The sequence below is a fragment of the Amycolatopsis tucumanensis genome, from assembly GCF_021654135.1.
GTDB classification, from domain to species: Bacteria; Actinomycetota; Actinomycetes; order Mycobacteriales; family Pseudonocardiaceae; genus Amycolatopsis_E; species Amycolatopsis_E tucumanensis.
Genome location: NZ_JAKGSD010000038.1, coordinates 18,362 through 32,799 on the forward strand (window position 1 = coordinate 18,362; position 14,438 = coordinate 32,799).

14 protein-coding genes are annotated in these 14,438 nt (G+C 72.1%); 3 read left to right on the top strand and 11 right to left on the bottom strand.

From position 1 onward, the window contains the following. Nucleotides 1-39: 39 nt before the first annotated feature. The 7 genes from L2C96_RS30035 to L2C96_RS30065 are packed head-to-tail and all read right to left on the bottom strand — an operon-like array spanning nucleotide 40 to nucleotide 7,208. Entirely contained in the window at nucleotides 40-1,269 is a 1,230-nt protein-coding gene (locus L2C96_RS30035) for a 2-hydroxyacyl-CoA dehydratase family protein (RefSeq protein WP_020418925.1), read from the bottom strand. Continuing rightward, nucleotides 1,266-2,279 carry a 2-hydroxyacyl-CoA dehydratase family protein gene (locus L2C96_RS30040; protein WP_237338588.1) on the bottom strand — a complete coding sequence of 338 codons (1,014 nt, stop codon included), beginning with the start codon at nucleotides 2,277-2,279 and terminating at the stop codon, nucleotides 1,266-1,268. Before L2C96_RS30040 ends, L2C96_RS30035 begins: the two co-directional genes overlap by 4 nt. After that, nucleotides 2,279-3,517: a CaiB/BaiF CoA transferase family protein gene (locus L2C96_RS30045; RefSeq protein ID WP_237338589.1), complete on the bottom strand. Its 1,239-nt coding sequence runs from the start codon at nucleotides 3,515-3,517 to the stop codon at nucleotides 2,279-2,281. The genes L2C96_RS30040 and L2C96_RS30045 overlap by 1 nt, the downstream gene beginning before the upstream one ends. After that, the gene (locus L2C96_RS30050) at nucleotides 3,514-4,653 is read right to left on the bottom strand and encodes a CapA family protein (protein ID WP_237338590.1); all 1,140 of its coding nucleotides are present in this window, start codon (nucleotides 4,651-4,653) and stop codon (nucleotides 3,514-3,516) included. Before L2C96_RS30050 ends, L2C96_RS30045 begins: the two co-directional genes overlap by 4 nt. Beyond that, complete coding sequence (locus L2C96_RS30055; protein WP_237338591.1) at nucleotides 4,650-5,435, bottom strand: amino acid ABC transporter ATP-binding protein; 786 nt, start codon at nucleotides 5,433-5,435, stop codon at nucleotides 4,650-4,652. Before L2C96_RS30055 ends, L2C96_RS30050 begins: the two co-directional genes overlap by 4 nt. Continuing rightward, nucleotides 5,432-6,292: an amino acid ABC transporter permease gene (locus L2C96_RS30060; protein WP_237338592.1), complete on the bottom strand. Its 861-nt coding sequence runs from the start codon at nucleotides 6,290-6,292 to the stop codon at nucleotides 5,432-5,434. The genes L2C96_RS30055 and L2C96_RS30060 overlap by 4 nt, the downstream gene beginning before the upstream one ends. Before the next feature lie 13 nt (nucleotides 6,293-6,305). Further along, nucleotides 6,306-7,208 (bottom strand): transporter substrate-binding domain-containing protein, encoded by a 903-nt coding sequence (locus L2C96_RS30065; protein ID WP_237338593.1) that lies wholly within the window; start codon nucleotides 7,206-7,208, stop codon nucleotides 6,306-6,308. Nucleotides 7,209-7,325: 117 nt separating this feature from the next. Between L2C96_RS30065 and L2C96_RS30070 the strand changes: the two genes are divergently transcribed. From L2C96_RS30070 to L2C96_RS30080, 3 genes are all read left to right on the top strand, one after another. Next, nucleotides 7,326-8,321, top strand: coding sequence for a PaaX family transcriptional regulator (locus L2C96_RS30070; RefSeq protein WP_020418932.1), 996 nt, complete (start codon nucleotides 7,326-7,328; stop codon nucleotides 8,319-8,321). 606 nt (nucleotides 8,322-8,927) lie between these two features. Continuing rightward, on the top strand, nucleotides 8,928-9,692 hold the full coding sequence (locus L2C96_RS30075; protein WP_237338594.1) for an SDR family oxidoreductase: 765 nt from the start codon (nucleotides 8,928-8,930) through the stop codon (nucleotides 9,690-9,692). Between the two features lie 93 nt (nucleotides 9,693-9,785). Continuing rightward, the gene (locus L2C96_RS30080; protein WP_237338595.1) at nucleotides 9,786-11,153 is read left to right on the top strand and encodes a M14 family zinc carboxypeptidase; all 1,368 of its coding nucleotides are present in this window, start codon (nucleotides 9,786-9,788) and stop codon (nucleotides 11,151-11,153) included. Between the two features lie 24 nt (nucleotides 11,154-11,177). Here the strand turns inward: L2C96_RS30080 and catC are convergent, their stop codons facing one another. The 4 genes from catC to L2C96_RS30100 are packed head-to-tail and all read right to left on the bottom strand — an operon-like array spanning nucleotide 11,178 to nucleotide 14,364. Further along, complete coding sequence (gene catC, locus L2C96_RS30085; RefSeq protein ID WP_020418936.1) at nucleotides 11,178-11,459, bottom strand: muconolactone Delta-isomerase; 282 nt, start codon at nucleotides 11,457-11,459, stop codon at nucleotides 11,178-11,180. Nucleotides 11,460-11,480: 21 nt separating this feature from the next. Further along, nucleotides 11,481-12,326 (bottom strand): catechol 1,2-dioxygenase, encoded by an 846-nt coding sequence (catA, locus tag L2C96_RS30090; protein WP_237338596.1) that lies wholly within the window; start codon nucleotides 12,324-12,326, stop codon nucleotides 11,481-11,483. A gap of 35 nt (nucleotides 12,327-12,361) precedes the next feature. After that, nucleotides 12,362-13,465 carry an enolase C-terminal domain-like protein gene (locus tag L2C96_RS30095; protein WP_237338597.1) on the bottom strand — a complete coding sequence of 368 codons (1,104 nt, stop codon included), beginning with the start codon at nucleotides 13,463-13,465 and terminating at the stop codon, nucleotides 12,362-12,364. After that, entirely contained in the window at nucleotides 13,462-14,364 is a 903-nt protein-coding gene (locus L2C96_RS30100) for a LysR substrate-binding domain-containing protein (protein ID WP_237338598.1), read from the bottom strand. The genes L2C96_RS30095 and L2C96_RS30100 overlap by 4 nt, the downstream gene beginning before the upstream one ends. Nucleotides 14,365-14,438 lie beyond the last annotated feature (74 nt).

A 14,438-nucleotide genomic window follows, 5' to 3' on the forward strand; every position in this document is an offset into this window, starting at 1 on the left:
CCGGCGACCGCTGCCGAGCACCGCGGATATCGGGGTCGTTCAGCACACCTCACGGTCCAGCCAGTCGCGCACCACGGCGCTGATCGTCTCGGGCGAGGCCTGCCGTGCGTCGACGTTGTCCGCGTGCAGCTCCAGCACCGGGATGCCCGCCGCCCGCAGGGCGCGTGTCGTGAAGTAGCCGCCGCGGGCGTCGTCGGAGACCAGGTGCACCACGCCGTCCACGCCGTGGTTGCGGGCCTCCTTCACGTACCACTCGGCCGACCACGGCGGCGTGTACAGCTGGTCGGAGAACGCGGCGAAGCGCGCCGCCAGCGCCCGCAACGGGTCGTCGCCGTAGCGCAGGTACCCGTCGGCCGCGATCGCGAGGTACATCGACCACACGAACACCGCGCCGTGGCTCTCCTGGAACCGGCGGTAGAAATCCAGGTCGAACCACAACCCCCGGCCGATCCACATGAGACGGACGCGCTCGTCCTCGCACACCGCCGCGCCCGCGTCGATGCGCGCCGCGACCTCGTCGTGGAAGGCCCGCGCCGCGTCCCGCGCCCATTCCGTCCCGCGATGCCACTGCGGCACCATGACGCTCGGAATGCTGTCGGTGACCGCGAGCGGGCACGGCCGCGCCGCCGCGATCAGGTCCCTGGTGCGCCGGTTCCACTCCTGCTGCTCGTTGACCAGCGCCATCACCTCCCGGAAGCGGGTCTCGGAGAACACCCGCCCGGTGGTCTGCTCCAGGAACCGGATCAGCCCCTCCAGCTCGCCCACCATCAGGTCGAGCCGGTCGCTGCCGATCGCCTCCTCCCAGCGCCGCGGCATCAGCTCCCACCAGCGCACCGGCACGTCGTCCGCGGCCGCGCTCTCCAGCGGGTAGAACGTGATGCCCGGCTGAGCGTCCCAGACGTCGAAGATCTTGCGCGATGCGTCCCCGGTGGTCTCGGCGAGCACGATCGACGGCCGCGGCAGGCCACCCCACGGCGCGTTCGCCGGGTCGGGATCGAACAGCGAGGCCAGCGACGTCGAGCTGTACTGCTCCACGTAGTCCGGGTAGCCGCGCTCCCGCAGCAGCGCGAGGTAGTCCTGGGTGCGCCGCTTCGCCGCGACGATCGAGGCCCACCACTGGTTCACCACGTACGGGATGCCCATGGCGCGGAAGATCTCCTGCGGCGCGTCGGCGTTGACCAGCGCCAGCGGCCCGTCCTGCGCACGCAGGCCGGCGAACCACTCCTTCTGGTAGGCGGTGGCGGCGGACGCGGAGGCGAGGCGGGTCACGGCAGTTCCTTGATCGCGGTGCGGGCTTCGGGGGTGAGGCCGCCGTACGGCTGCCGTTCCAGCAGGACCGCCGGCAACCCGGTGGCTTCGCGCTGGGCCGGGTAGTCCCACGGCGGCGCGTCGTCGTGCTCGCGGACGTAGGAGATCAACGCCTCGGCTCCGCACTCTCGCGCCGCGGCGGCGGTGTGCGCGGCCCGGGCGCGGATCGACGCGCGCGGGGCGGACGGCCCGTTGTGCTGGTAGCGCTCGGCCAGCGCCAGCTCGGTCGGCGCGCCCACCCGCCGCTGCCACAGCAGATCACCCCAGTCGTGGTCCTCGCCGACGATCAGCAATCCCGCCTCCTCCAGCGCCTCGTACACCTCCGGGCCGTCGTGCCCGCTGCCGGTGAGGAACACCCGCAGCCCCGGTACCGGGGCGTGATCCTCCTCGAGCACCGACTCCACCAGCTCGATCGCCGCGGGCACCGGCAACGCGGTCGTCCGGGCCACAATGGACAGTGCTCGCGTCCCGCTCAGCCGTCCGCGCCTGCGCAGGGCCGCCATCTCACCGAGCAGCGCCCGCAACCGGTCGTGCGCGGTGATCGCGTCGGCCAGTGCCGCGTCGGTGATCACGGAGCCCGTCCACGATTCCAGCGTCGCCCGCAGCTGCCGGACCTTCGCCAGCACGTACCGCGTCGTCGTGCGGTGCGGCAGGTGCAGCACGTCGACCAGGTGCACCGGCGGCAGCGCCACCGCCGGCTCCACCCGCCGCAGCTCGCGCAGCGCGTAGAACAACCGCAGCGACGCTTCGCAGTCGCGGGACACCACGAGCCCGTCCAGCCTGCCGAACTCCCCGGCCAGCAACCGGGACAGCAACGACCGCGCCGCCGGGTCGAGGCCGCGGCCGAGGTACTTCTCGCCCAGCGTCCGGTCCGCGTCCGGCCGCCCGGCCAGCCGCACGGGACGCGCCCCGGCCGCGGTGATCAGCTCCACCGGGACGTCCGCGCCCACGTATCCGATCACCGCGGCCATCAGATCACCGCGTCGGCGGCCAGTTCCGCGAGCTGTTCGGCGCTGTACCCCAGCCGCTCCCGGTACACCTGGTCGTTGTGCTCGCCGAGCGCGGGCGCCGGGCGGTCGAAACCCGCGCGGGCGCCGGAGAACCGGATGGGGATGCCGGTCGCGGACAGGTCGGCGACCGCGCCGTGCCGTGGGTGCGCGAGCGGCACCACTTCCTCGCGCTGCCGCACGAGCGGATCGCGCACGGCCTCCCGCGGTTCCCGCACCGGCGCCGCGGGCACCCCGTGCGCGGCGAACGCGTCGACCACCTCGGCCACCGGGCGCGACGCGCACCACTCGCGGATCAGGTCGTGCAGCTCGTCGGCGTGCCGGACGCGCTGGTCCCGGCTGTGGAACCGGTCGTCCTCGACCAGGTCCGCGCGTCCCATCGCACGCAGCACGCCGTGCGCGAACGCGTCGGTCGGCGCGCACAGGGCGACATGACCGTCGGCGGCAGGCAGGATCCCGAAGGGCGCCAGCCGCGGCACCATCGACCCGGTGCGCTGCGGCAGCCCGACCGCCTCGAAGGCGTCGAACGGCTCGCACGCCACCAGCGAGGTCAGCGCGCCGAGCATCGACACGTCGACGTGCTGCCCCTCGCCGGTGTGCTCGGCCTGCATCAGCGCCGACACGGTCCCGATCACCGCGAACAGCGGCGCCAGCATGTCGCCGACCGGCAGCCCGAACCGCACCGGGCCTTCGTCCGGCTCGCCCGCGGTCATCATCACGCCGCTCAGCGCCTGGATGATCGAGTCCATCGCCTTGCCAGAGCCGGGACCGCCCTGCGCTCCGAACCCGCTGATCGAGGTGTAGACCAGGCGCGGGTTCAGCTCCCGCACCGCGGGGTAGTCGATGCCGAGCCGGTGCGTCACGCCCGGGCTGTAGTTCTCCACCAGCACGTCGGCGTCGCGCACCAGGTCGGCGAAGACCGCCTTGGCGCGCGGGTTCTTCAGGTTCAGGGTGACGCTGAGCTTGTTGCGGCCGCGGACGAGCATCGACACCGACATGTCGTCGTCGCCGCGCCGCGTCAGGGAGAGCCCGTCGCGGCCGAGGTAGGGCGCGTTGTTGCGGGAGGAGTCCCCGCCGGTGAACGGGTTCTCCACCTTGATGACCGTGGCGCCGAGCCCGGCGAGCAGGAGCGTCGCGTACGGGCCGGCCAGCGCGGTGGTCAGGTCGATGACGGTGCGCCCGGCGAGCGGCTGGTCGGTCATGACGTCCTTTCGATGTCGTCCAGCAGGACCCGGTCGCCGCGCGGCGTGAACCGCCCGTTCAGCCCGGCCCTGCGGGTGATGTCGTCGATGTAGCCGGTCACCCGGTCGCCGTCCGGCGTGCCGCCGCACGGCACCGGCGCGCCGCGCTCGTCGATCCAGCACGGCACGAACCCGGCTTCGGCGAGCCCGTCGCGGTCGAAGCCGAGCCAGGCGATCGCGGTGTTGCGGCTTTCCGGGTGGAACGGGTAGGCGGGCATCCGCGGGTCGGGCGCGAACCCGTACAGCTCCTTGCGCCGCCGCGACCACGCCTCCAGTTCCGCGCTGGAGTCCGAGCCCGTGCCCGGGGTGAGCGCGTGGGTGACGGTGACGAAGTTGCCGAGCCCGTGGAAGATCGGCTTCCCGCGGTGGGTTTCGATGCCGCGCATGATGTGCGCGTGGTGCCCGAACACCGCGTCGGCGCCCGCGTCGATCGCCGCGCGGGCCACCGGCTTCTCGTACATCGCGACCGCGGCCGGGGTGTGGCCGACGCCCTTGTGCAGCGACACCAGCACGATGTCGGCGTCCGCGCGCAGCGCCCGGATGTCGTCGGCCATCGCGTCCAGGCTGTCCGGGTCGGCGAAGGTGTAGATCTTCGGCGGGCCGCCGGGGCTCGCGTGGTCCAGCTCGTAGTGGGTGAGCACGTGCACGTAGGCGCAGCCGGGCTTCTTCGACGTGGCCCAGGATTCCCGCGGGCCGACGCAGTTGTAGGACAGCACGCCGACCCGCAGCCCGTCGCGCTCGACAATTGCGGGCTCGCGGGCCTCGTCGAGGTTCGCCCCCGCGCCCGTCGGCAGGAGCCCGGCTTCCCGGGAGTGCCTGATGGTGTCGGCCACGCCGACGTCGCCGGCGTCGCAGATGTGGTTGCCCGCCAGGGTGACGATGTCGAAACCCGCCTGAGCAAGCGCCTTCAGCGCCGCGGGGTCGGCGGGCGGTGCGGGCACGTCGGTGCTCTGCGAGACCGTCGTCGTGGAGTGCGGGACCTCGACGTGGCCGATCGTCACGTCGGCCGCGCGCAGCAGGTCCGCGGACGGGGCGAGGAACGACGCCGGGTCCGGCTCGTCGAGGATCAGGTCCCCGACCGAGGCGATGGTGATCACGAAACACCTTCCATCGTCGCGTTGTGGCGGGCCAGGAAAGCCCGCAGCCGCGGGGTTTTCGGGTCGCCGAACAGCTCCGCGGGCGGCCCGGACTCGACGATCCGGCCCGCCTCCATGAACACGCAGCGGTCGGCGACCTCGCGGGCGAAGGCCATCTCGTGGGTCACCACGACCATGGTCATGCCGTTCGCGGCGAGGTCCCGCATCACGCCGAGCACCTCGCCGACCAGCTCGGGGTCGAGCGCGCTGGTGGGCTCGTCGAACAGCGTGATCCGCGGGTGGGTGGCGACCGCGCGGGCGATCGCCACGCGCTGCTGCTGGCCGCCGGAGAGCTGCCGCGGGTAGTGCCCGGTGCGGTCGCTCAGACCGACCTGCGCCAGCAGCTCCAGCGCCTCCGCCCTGGCCTCGGCGCGGTCCCGGCCGTGCACGCGCACCGGCGCTTCGGTGACGTTGCGCAGCACGGTCATGTGGGGGAGGAGGTTGAACTGCTGGAACACCATGCTCATCCGCCGCCGCTGGGCCGCGACGCGCCGCTCGGGCAGCGGGTGCAGCCGGGAACCGCGGCGCTCGTAGCCGAGCAGCTCGTCGTCGAGGTAGATCGCGCCGCCGTCGATGCTCTCCAGCTGGTGCACGCACCGCACCAGGGTCGACTTGCCCGACCCGGACGGTCCGATCACCACCACGACCTCGCCCTCGTGCACGTCGAGGCTGACGTCGTCGAGCGCGGTGTGGTCGCCGAAGGACTTGCGCACGTTACGCACGCGCAGCACCGGATCGCTCATTTCTTCACCCCGTGTCCCCGGCTGAAGTGCCGTTCCAGGCGGCGCTGGCCGATCGTCAGCAACGTGACCACCGCCAGGTACCACAGGCACGCGACGATGAGCATCGGCACGATCTGGTAGGTGCGGTTGTAGATGACCTGGACCGAGTGCAGCAGGTCGGCCATCGCGATCACCGACACCAGCGCGGTGCCCTTGAGCACGCTGATGAACTGGCTGCCCGCGGGCGGGATGATCGTGCGCATCGCCTGCGGCAGCACCACGCGCACGAACGTCTGGCCGGGCGTGAAACCCATCGCCCTGGCCGCGTCGCGCTGCCCGCTGTCCACCCCGAGCAGCCCGGCGCGGATGATTTCGGCCAGATAGGCGGATTCCACCAGCGACAGGCCGATGATCGCCGCGGTGAGCGGGGTGATCACCAGGTTGGCGTCCCAGGAGGCGAACACCGGGCCGAACGGGATGCCGATCGACAGCCGCGGCAGCAGGTAGGCCAGGTTGAACCAGAAGATCAGCTGCACCAGCGGCGGGATGCCGCGGAACACTCCGATGTAGACGGTCGCGGCCCAGCGCAGCGGCGGGAAGTCGCTCAGCTGCGCCGCGGCGAGCAGCCCGCCGACCAGCGAGCCGATCACCATCGCCACCACCGCGAGCAGGACGGTGGTGCCGAGCCCGGCGAGCACGGTCGGGTCGAACAGGTACTCGGCCACGACGTCCCACTGGAAGCGGGAGTTGCCGATGAGGAACCAGGCGAGCTGGGCGGTGACGACCGCCAGGACGATCCCGGCCACCCAGCGCCACGGTTGGAACCGGTGGCGCGCGGTGGCGACGTCGTCGGGCGGCGCCGCGGTGAGGGTTGTCATGGATTCTCCGTGGTCAGCGGGACGTGGCGACGTTGAGCAGCGGTTTCTCGACCGTCACGTCGGTCAGTCCCCACTTCTGCATGATCTGGCGGTACTCGCCGCTGTCGAACAGGGCCTGGAACGCGTCGCGCAGCACCGGGCCGAGGCCGCTGGTCTTGGGCACGAGCAGCGCGAGGTTGTCGGCGGTCGCGCCCTGCGCCTCGGTCTGCGTGACGTAGGTGAAGGCGCCCGTCTGCGCGGTGGTGACGTCGATGGCCGCGGCCTGGGTCATCCCGGCGGCGTCCGCGCGGCCGGACTGGGCGGCCAGCATCGTCGCGTTGGTGTCGGCCAGGCCGATCGTGGTGGTGGGCGCGCGGCCGGCGCCGGTGCAGTACTGGGAGAGCTTGTTCAGCTGCTCCTCGACGATGCTCGCGCTGACCACCGCGACCCGCTTGCCGCACAGGTCGTCCACCGTCTTGATGCCGGCGGTGGAGCCCGCGGGCACGACGTAGGAGGTGCGGGTGGTCATCCAGGTGATCGAGTCGAACTGCTGCTCGCGTTCGGCGGTGGCCTTGACCGGGCCGTTGAAGGCCTCGTAGCGGCCGCTGAGCATGCCCTGCAGGGCGGCCGGGAGGTTGCTGACCACCACGGTCTGCGTGCGGACGCCGAGGACCCGGCCGAGCGCGTCCTGGAAATCCTTGTCGATGCCGGTGACACTGGTGCCGTCGGCGCCGACGGTCCGGTACGGCGGGTGCGAGTCCCCGGCGAATCTGATCACGCCGGAGTCCTTGACCTGCTGCGGCAGGGCGTCGTGCAGGGCTGGCACGGTGGCGGCGCCCGGGCCGGGACCCGAGCCGGACGAGGCCTGGCCGCAGCCGGTGACGGCCAGGACGGCGGCCACCGCGAGGACGAGGGGACGGCGGAGGGTGAGGCGCATGGCGTGTTTCTCCCTGCGTTGGGCCTTGCCAGGCGATCGGAGAGGGTTGCTGTCGAAGTTGAGGACGAGCGTCGCACGAGCTGTCGCCTATTTCAAGACCTGTGCAAGACTGGGTCGGTGACCGCGAAGAAACCGGGGGACGCGTTGCCCCGCCCGCAGAACGGCGCCGAACCCCAGCTGCTGCTCACGTCGCTGCTGGGTGACTTCTGGTACTGGCGGGACGAGCACGTGCCGGCGACCGCGCTGGTCCGGCTGCTGGCGGACTTCGACGTCACGGCCGACGGCGCGCGCGCGGCGATGCGGCGGCTCGCGGCGCGCGGGCTGCTCACGGCGTCCCGGCAGGGCCGGACGACCGCGTACGGGATCCCGCCGCGCACGTCGGAGGTGATCGTCGAGCGCACACACCGCATGCTGACGTTCGGCTCGACCGCCCCGAAGTGGGACGGCCGCTGGACGGTCGTCGCGTTCTCCGTCCCCGAACAGGACCGGACGTTGCGCAACAACCTGCGCTCGCGGCTGCGGGTCCTGCGCTTCGCCGCGCTGTACGACGGGGTGTGGGTGTCGCCGCACGACCTGGGCGGACAGGCCCTGGAGGTGCTGCGCGAGCTGGGCATCACGACGGCGACGGTGCTGCGGTCGACCGAGGTGCCGGGCGGGCCGGTCAGCCCGGTCGCCGCGTTCGACCTGGAGCCGCTGGCGAAGGAGTACCGCGAGTTCGCCGACCGGTACGAGCCGATGCTGCAGAGCCTCGACGACGGGCTCATCGGGCCGAAGCAGGCGCTGCGGATGCGGACCGAGCTGCGCGTGGACTGGCGGCACTTCCCGGAGACCGACCCGGACCTGCCCGCCGAACTGCTGCCGGCGGGCTGGGACCGGGCGCGGGCGCAGCGGGTGTTCGTGCAGATCTACGACCGGCTCGGCCCGCTCGCGGAGATCCGGTTCCGGCAGATCCTCGGGTCGGTGGCGCCGGACCTGGCCGAACACGCGTCGCACCACGACTCGGCGACGGTCGCGGAGCTGTTCGCCACCCTCGGGGACCGCCGTGCGCACGGCGACACGCCGTTCGAGCAGGCGGCCGCCGCGCGACGCATCGCGGAGGCGGAGCGGGGTTAGGTGGGGTTGGTTGCGCGCCCGGCGGGGTCGTGGCAGCCGATTTGGTGTGGGTTCGGTGGCGGGCCGGGACGCAGCCGCACCGATGCCGTGCTCGGTGCGCGGCGCCGCCACCCGCGCGTCCACTCCCGGCGAGGTGCGGCGCGGGCGGCGTCCGATCCGGTGCTGCACATCTCGAGGGAGAGACCCCGTGCCCAGGTGGTCAGGAACCGTGCCGTCGCCTGCTCGGCGATCCTGCTCGCAGCCGCGCCGTGCCCGCGGTGGCGTACCCGCCGCGGATCAAGGTGTTCGTCACGAACACCGGTTCGCGCAACCTGACGGTCTACGACACGCGCACCACCCACCTGCTCGCCGTCGCGGCCGGCCCGTCGCGCGTCTACGTCACCAACTACAGCGACAACACGGTCACGGTGATCACGCGCTCACCCCGGCTCGTGACCCGCCAACGGGGCCGACACCGTGACCGTCGTGGACGCCGCCACCAACCTGGTCACCGGCACCGTCCCAGTCGGTCCGGCTCGGGCTGGCCAGCAAGCTCATCGTCGAGCAGGGGTGGGCCAAAGGTATACTGAGGCGAGAAATCAACTCAGTCTACTTTCTGGGGGCACCATGAAGACCTGGCTGATCACGGGCGCGTCCGGTGGCTTCGGCACCGCGATCGCCCGGCAGGCGCTCGCCGCGGGGGACGCCGTGGTCGCCACGGCACGGCGTCCGGACCGCGTCCGGCTCACCGGGGAGCGGTTGCTCGTGCTGCCGCTGGACGTCACCGACGAGAAGGCGGCCCGCGCGGCGACCGAACGCGCCGTCGAGCGGTTCGGCCGCATCGACGTCCTGGTGAACAACGCGGGCCGCGGGTTGTTCGGCGCCGTGGAGGAGACGTCACCGGCGGAAGCGCGAAACCTGTTCGACACCAACGTGTTCGGGGTGCTGGCGGTGACCCGCGCCGTGCTGCCGGTGATGCGCGCCCAGCGGAGCGGGCACCTGCTGGCGATCAGCTCGATGGGCGGCTTCTCGGCCGGCGCCGGGTTCGGGGTGTACGCGGCGAGCAAGTTCGCCGTCGAGGCGCTGCACGAAGCTCTGCGCGAAGAGCTGGCGCCGTTCGGGGTGCGGGTGACGATTGTCGAGCCGGGGGTGTTCGGCACGGGTTTCAGCGGCGCGTCGGCCCAGGTCGCGCAGAAGATCGACGCGTACGCCGCACCCGACTACACCGACGACGACGGTGACCCGCCGGGCGACCCGGCCGACGCGGCGGCGGCGATCGTCGCGGTGGCCGGGGCCGCGGACGCGCCGTTGCGGCTCCCGCTCGGCGCGGACGCGGTCGCCCGCATCCGCGCGAAGCTGGACCAGGTGGCCGGCGACCTCGGAACCACGTGACGCTCCACTCGTTTCGCCTGGTCGGCCCTCGCCCGCCGCGACACATTCGGGTGAACTGGACCGAGCACGGAACGACGGACGAGGAGGGGGCCCGTGGCGCTGCCGGAATGGCTGGTCAAGGAGATCGACGAAGTAGGGGACTACCCGGCGTTCGCGGGCGTCGACGAACTGGAACGCGGGTTGCGCACGCTGGCGGCGGGATACCCGGAGATCACGACGTTGCAGCGGGTCGGCACCTCCCGGCACGGCGAGCCGCTGCTGTGCCTGACGATCGACGGCGAGCCCGGTGATCCGACGGCGCTGGTGTTCGGGCTGCCGCACCCCAACGAGCCGATCGGCGGGCTCACCGCGCTGCACCTGGCCGCGCGGTTGTGCGCCGACCCAGGGCTGCGGGCGCGGCTGCGGCACCGGTGGCGGATCATCGCGTGCATCGACCCGGACGGGCTGCGACTCAACGAGGGCTGGCTGGCCGGCCCGTTCACGCGGGAGCACTACGCGCGGCACTTCTACCGGCCTGCCGGGCCGGACCAGGTGGAGTGGACGTTCCCGCTGGACTACAAGGACGCCTACTTCGACGCGGCGTTGCCGGAGACGCAGGCGCTGATGCGGCTCATCGATTCGGACCGGCCGGATCTGGTGTGCTCGCTGCACAACAGCGAGCTGGGCGGCGTCTACTACTACCTCAACCGCGCCGAACCGCCGCTGCACCGGGCGCTGCAGGCGCTGCCCGCGCACGTCGGGCTGCCGTTGGACCGCGGTGAGCCGGAGGCGCCCTACATCACGCGGCTCGACGACGCGATCTTCCAGGGCACGTCGATCAGCCGGGCCTACGACTACGTGACCGGGCTCGGCGAGCCGTGGACGAGTTCGGCGGGCGACAACACGGCGTCCTACGCCGGCCGGTACGGCGCGCTCACGCTGGTCACGGAGCTGCCGTACTGGACGTCCGACACGGCGGACGACGACGGCCCGGCGGGCACCGGGTACGCGTCGGCGCTGGCCGCGCACGCCCGGGCGCTGGCGGACCTGTCATCGCTGATGGCGGACACGATCGAGGCGGTGTCCGGGGCGCTGATGGTGCCGGACTCGCCGTTCTGGCGGGCGAGCCGGTCCTTCGCGACGATGATGGCGTCGGCAGCGCGCAGCGCGCGTTCGCGCAGCACCTCCCCGGAGGCCGACCGGCCGGCCACGGTGGCCGAGGTGTCGTCCCTCGCCGAGGCGACGCACAGTTTCCGGTTGCGCTACGGCGGAATTTTGTTGCGGGCTCTGGACGGCGAGCTGGCGGTGGGCAACACGCGGCCGGCGGTGCGGGCGGCCAGGGAGCGGGTCGCGGCGAGGCACGCGGAGTGGGTCGCCGGAGACGCGCTGCTCGGCGAGTACCGGACGATCCCGATCCGGCAGCTGGTGGCGACGCAGTACGGAGCGTTGCTCGCGGCGGCGGAACACGTGGTGGGGCGCTGACGAGCGCCCCACCGGGCGTGACGGTCAGTCCTGGACCTTCGACGGATGCGTCGCCAGCGCCATCACACGAATGTCCATGTACGGGAACAACGGCAACCCCGACAGCAACTCGTGCAGTTCATCGTTCGACTCCACGTCGAAGATCGAGATGTTCGAGTACTCACCCACGATGCGCCACAGGTGCGGCCACTTCCCTTCCCGTTGCAGCTTCTGGCTGTACGCCTTCTCCCGGGCCACGATGTCGGCCCGCACCGACGGGTCCATATCGGACGGCAGCCGCACATCCATCCGGACGTGGAACAACATGGGTGAGTCCTCCAGTAAGAATCAAGCCGGGTCGAGCACGAAGTCGTAGGTCACCGTCTCGCCGCCGTCGGACGGCTTCGGGTCCAGGACCAGTTCCGGCTTGACCGCCGAGGCGATGTCGTCGTCGTTGTGCTCGTCGCCGGGGAAGTACAGCTGCGCGGTCAGCAGCTCGTGGCCCGGGGCGGACACCTTGACGTGCAGGTGCGCCGGGCGCCACGCGTGCCAGCCCGCCGCCGCGATCAGCTTGCCGCACGCGCCGTCGGTCGGGATCTGGTACGGCGCGGGCCGCACGGTGTGGATCTCGAACGAGCCGTCCTCCTCGACCGAGAAGGTGCCGCGCAGGTTCCACTCCGGGATGCCGGGCGCGAACTGCGAGTACAGGCCGTCGGCGTCGGCGTGCCACAGTTCGACCTTCGCGTCCTTCAGCGGGCTGCCGTCAACGGAGGTCACGCGGCCCGTCCACACCAGCGGCGTGCCGCCCTCGCCCTCACGCATCGGCACCGACCCGCGCGAGCCCTGCTCCGGCGCGCCGGGCACGTAATACGGGCCCTCGATGGTGCCCTTGTTGCCCTTGCGGTGCGAGGTGGCGACCTCCTCGACCACGTGCTCGACCCACACGTCCAGGAACAGCGGCCACTCGCCGTCCTCGCCGACCTGGATCAGCCACGCCTTCAGCGCGTTGTACTCGTCGTAGGTGACCTTGTGCTTGCGGATGGTCTCGTGCACGGCCGAGAGCACCTCGCGGGCCAGCAGCGACACCCGCTCCTTCGGGGTGTCGGCGACGGCGGCGAACTTGTCGCTCTTGAACCGCGCGGTGGCACTGGCGCCGGACTCGGCGGCCGCGGGAGCGTGGTGGGTGGCGGTCATGGGATCCTCCTTGATTCCTTGATATCCGGGGGAGTTCAGCGGTCCTGGCGGTAGCGGTCGAGCTTGGCCGGGTCGATCTCGATGCCGAGTCCGGCGCCGGGACGGATGTGCAGCTCGCCGTCGTGGATCTCCAGCGGTTCGGTGAGCAGGTCGTCGCTCATGTCGAGGAAGTTGGACAGCTCCCCGGCCCGCCGCGAGGTGAGCGCGTAGGACGCTCCGAACGCGACAGTGCACGCGGAACCGATCTGGCCGTCGATCTGGTTGCCCATCACGACTTCCAGCCCGAGCCCCTCGGCGAGGTGGTGCACGCGCTGCGAGTGGGTGAAACCGGTCCGCGCGGTCTTGATGCTGATCGCGGTGGCCGAGCCGGCCAGGATCTCGCGGGTCACGTCGGCCGGGGTGACGGCCGACTCGTCGGCGATGAACGGCACGTCCAGCTGCGACACCAGCCAGCGCCTGCCCAGCACGTCGTCGGCCGGACACAGCTCCTCGGCGAACAGCAGGCCGAGGTCGGTCATCTCCTTCATCGCCATCGCCGACTCCGAGGCGGTCCAGCCCCGGTTGCCGTCGACGTACAGCTCCACGTCGTCGCCCATGCCCTCGCGCAGGGCCCGCACCACGGCGGTGTCCAGCGCGACCGGGCGCCGCCCGACCTTGACCTTGAACGTGGTGATGCCGTGCTCGTCGCGCATGCGCTGCGCCTCGGCGACCATCGCGGCCGGCTCGTCGAACCCGAGCATGTGCGACACCCGCATCCGGTCGGTGTAGCCGCCGAGCAGCTCGGTGACCTGCACGTCCAGCGTGCGGCCCAGCGCGTCCCACACGGCCATGTCAATGGCGGCCTTTGCGGCCGGGTTGCCCACGGTGCGGCTCAGCCGGGACGCCATCGTCTCGCGTTCGAGCAGGGTCAGGCCGACCACCTGCGGCGCGAAGATCTTCTCGATCACCGCGATGATCCCGGCCTGCGTCTCGCCGTAGGTGAACGGCCGCGGCGGCGCCTCCGCCACGCCGACGACCCCGTCGTCGGTGTGCACCCGCACCAGCACGTGCTCGGCCACGTGCACCTCGCCGGAGGCGAACTTGAGCGGTTTGCGGTACGGGATGGCGAACGGGATCGCCTCCACCCGCGTGATCTTCATCGGCTGACCTCGTGTCGTTGGGGGGCGAGTGCGGCCTCGAGCACCTCGAGGACTGACCGGACGAGCGGGGAGTCGTTGTCGCGGCGCCAGGCGAGCGCGAGCTCGACGGTGCCGGCGTCGGCGAGGTCGCGGAACACGACCCCGGCCAGCGGCAGCGCGCGGGCCGACGCGGGCAGCACCGCGATGCCGAGCCCGCCGGCCACCAGCGCGAGCAGCACCGCCGTGCCGGCCGCTTCGTGCTCGCGGTGCGGGCTGAAGCCGGCGGCCTGGCAGCTGCGCATGACGGCGTCGTTGACCACGGAATCCTTGGCGGCGTAGCTGATGAACCCCTCGGTGCGCAGGTCGGCCACCGACACGACGGGCTCGACCGCGAGCCGGTGGTCGGCGGGCACGGCGAGGATCAGCGGCTCGACCTCCAGCGTGTGCAGGTCGATGTCCTCGCCCTGCGCGGGCGGGCGCAGCACGGCCAGGTCCAGGTCGCCGTTGCGCAGCCCGTCGCACTGGGCCGGCGTGAGCAGGTCGGCGTGCACCTCGACGGCGACGCCGGGCAGGTCCCGCTTGACCGCGCGGGCGATGCGCGGCAGGTGCGAGAAGGCCGAGGTGCCGGTGAACCCGACCCGCACCAGGCCGAGGCGGCCGTCGGCGATGCGGCGCACCCCGCGGACGCTGTCCTCGACCGTGTCCAGCACCCGCTGCGCCTCACTCAGCAGGAACTCACCCGCCGGGGTGAGCCGGACCTGCCGGGTCGTGCGCGTGAACAGGGGCGCGCCCAGTTCGGCCTCCAGCTGCCGGATCGCGTGCGACAGGGCCGGCTGCGCCATGTGCAGGCGCTCGGCGGCCTTCCCGAAGTGGCAGGTTTCGGCCACGGCGGTGAAGTACCGCAGGTGACGCAGCTCCATCGCCGGCCTCCTTCCCGCTCCTCGTCGTCGTGGATTCATTCACCGTAGGTACGGATATTGAGTCAAGACAAGGA

Coding starts and splice junctions, on each gene's coding strand:
- L2C96_RS30060 (WP_237338592.1), bottom strand. CDS start 6,292: ATGACAACCCTCACCGCGGCGCCGCCCGACGACGTCGCCACCGCGCGC.
- catA (WP_237338596.1), bottom strand. CDS start 12,326: ATGACCGCCACCCACCACGCTCCCGCGGCCGCCGAGTCCGGCGCCAGT.
- L2C96_RS30065 (WP_237338593.1), bottom strand. CDS start 7,208: ATGCGCCTCACCCTCCGCCGTCCCCTCGTCCTCGCGGTGGCCGCCGTC.
- L2C96_RS30055 (WP_237338591.1), bottom strand. CDS start 5,435: ATGAGCGATCCGGTGCTGCGCGTGCGTAACGTGCGCAAGTCCTTCGGC.
- catC (WP_020418936.1), bottom strand. CDS start 11,459: ATGTTGTTCCACGTCCGGATGGATGTGCGGCTGCCGTCCGATATGGAC.
- L2C96_RS30100 (WP_237338598.1), bottom strand. CDS start 14,364: ATGGAGCTGCGTCACCTGCGGTACTTCACCGCCGTGGCCGAAACCTGC.
- L2C96_RS30075 (WP_237338594.1), top strand. CDS start 8,928: ATGAAGACCTGGCTGATCACGGGCGCGTCCGGTGGCTTCGGCACCGCG.
- L2C96_RS30045 (WP_237338589.1), bottom strand. CDS start 3,517: ATGACCGACCAGCCGCTCGCCGGGCGCACCGTCATCGACCTGACCACC.
- L2C96_RS30095 (WP_237338597.1), bottom strand. CDS start 13,465: ATGAAGATCACGCGGGTGGAGGCGATCCCGTTCGCCATCCCGTACCGC.
- L2C96_RS30040 (WP_237338588.1), bottom strand. CDS start 2,279: ATGGCCGCGGTGATCGGATACGTGGGCGCGGACGTCCCGGTGGAGCTG.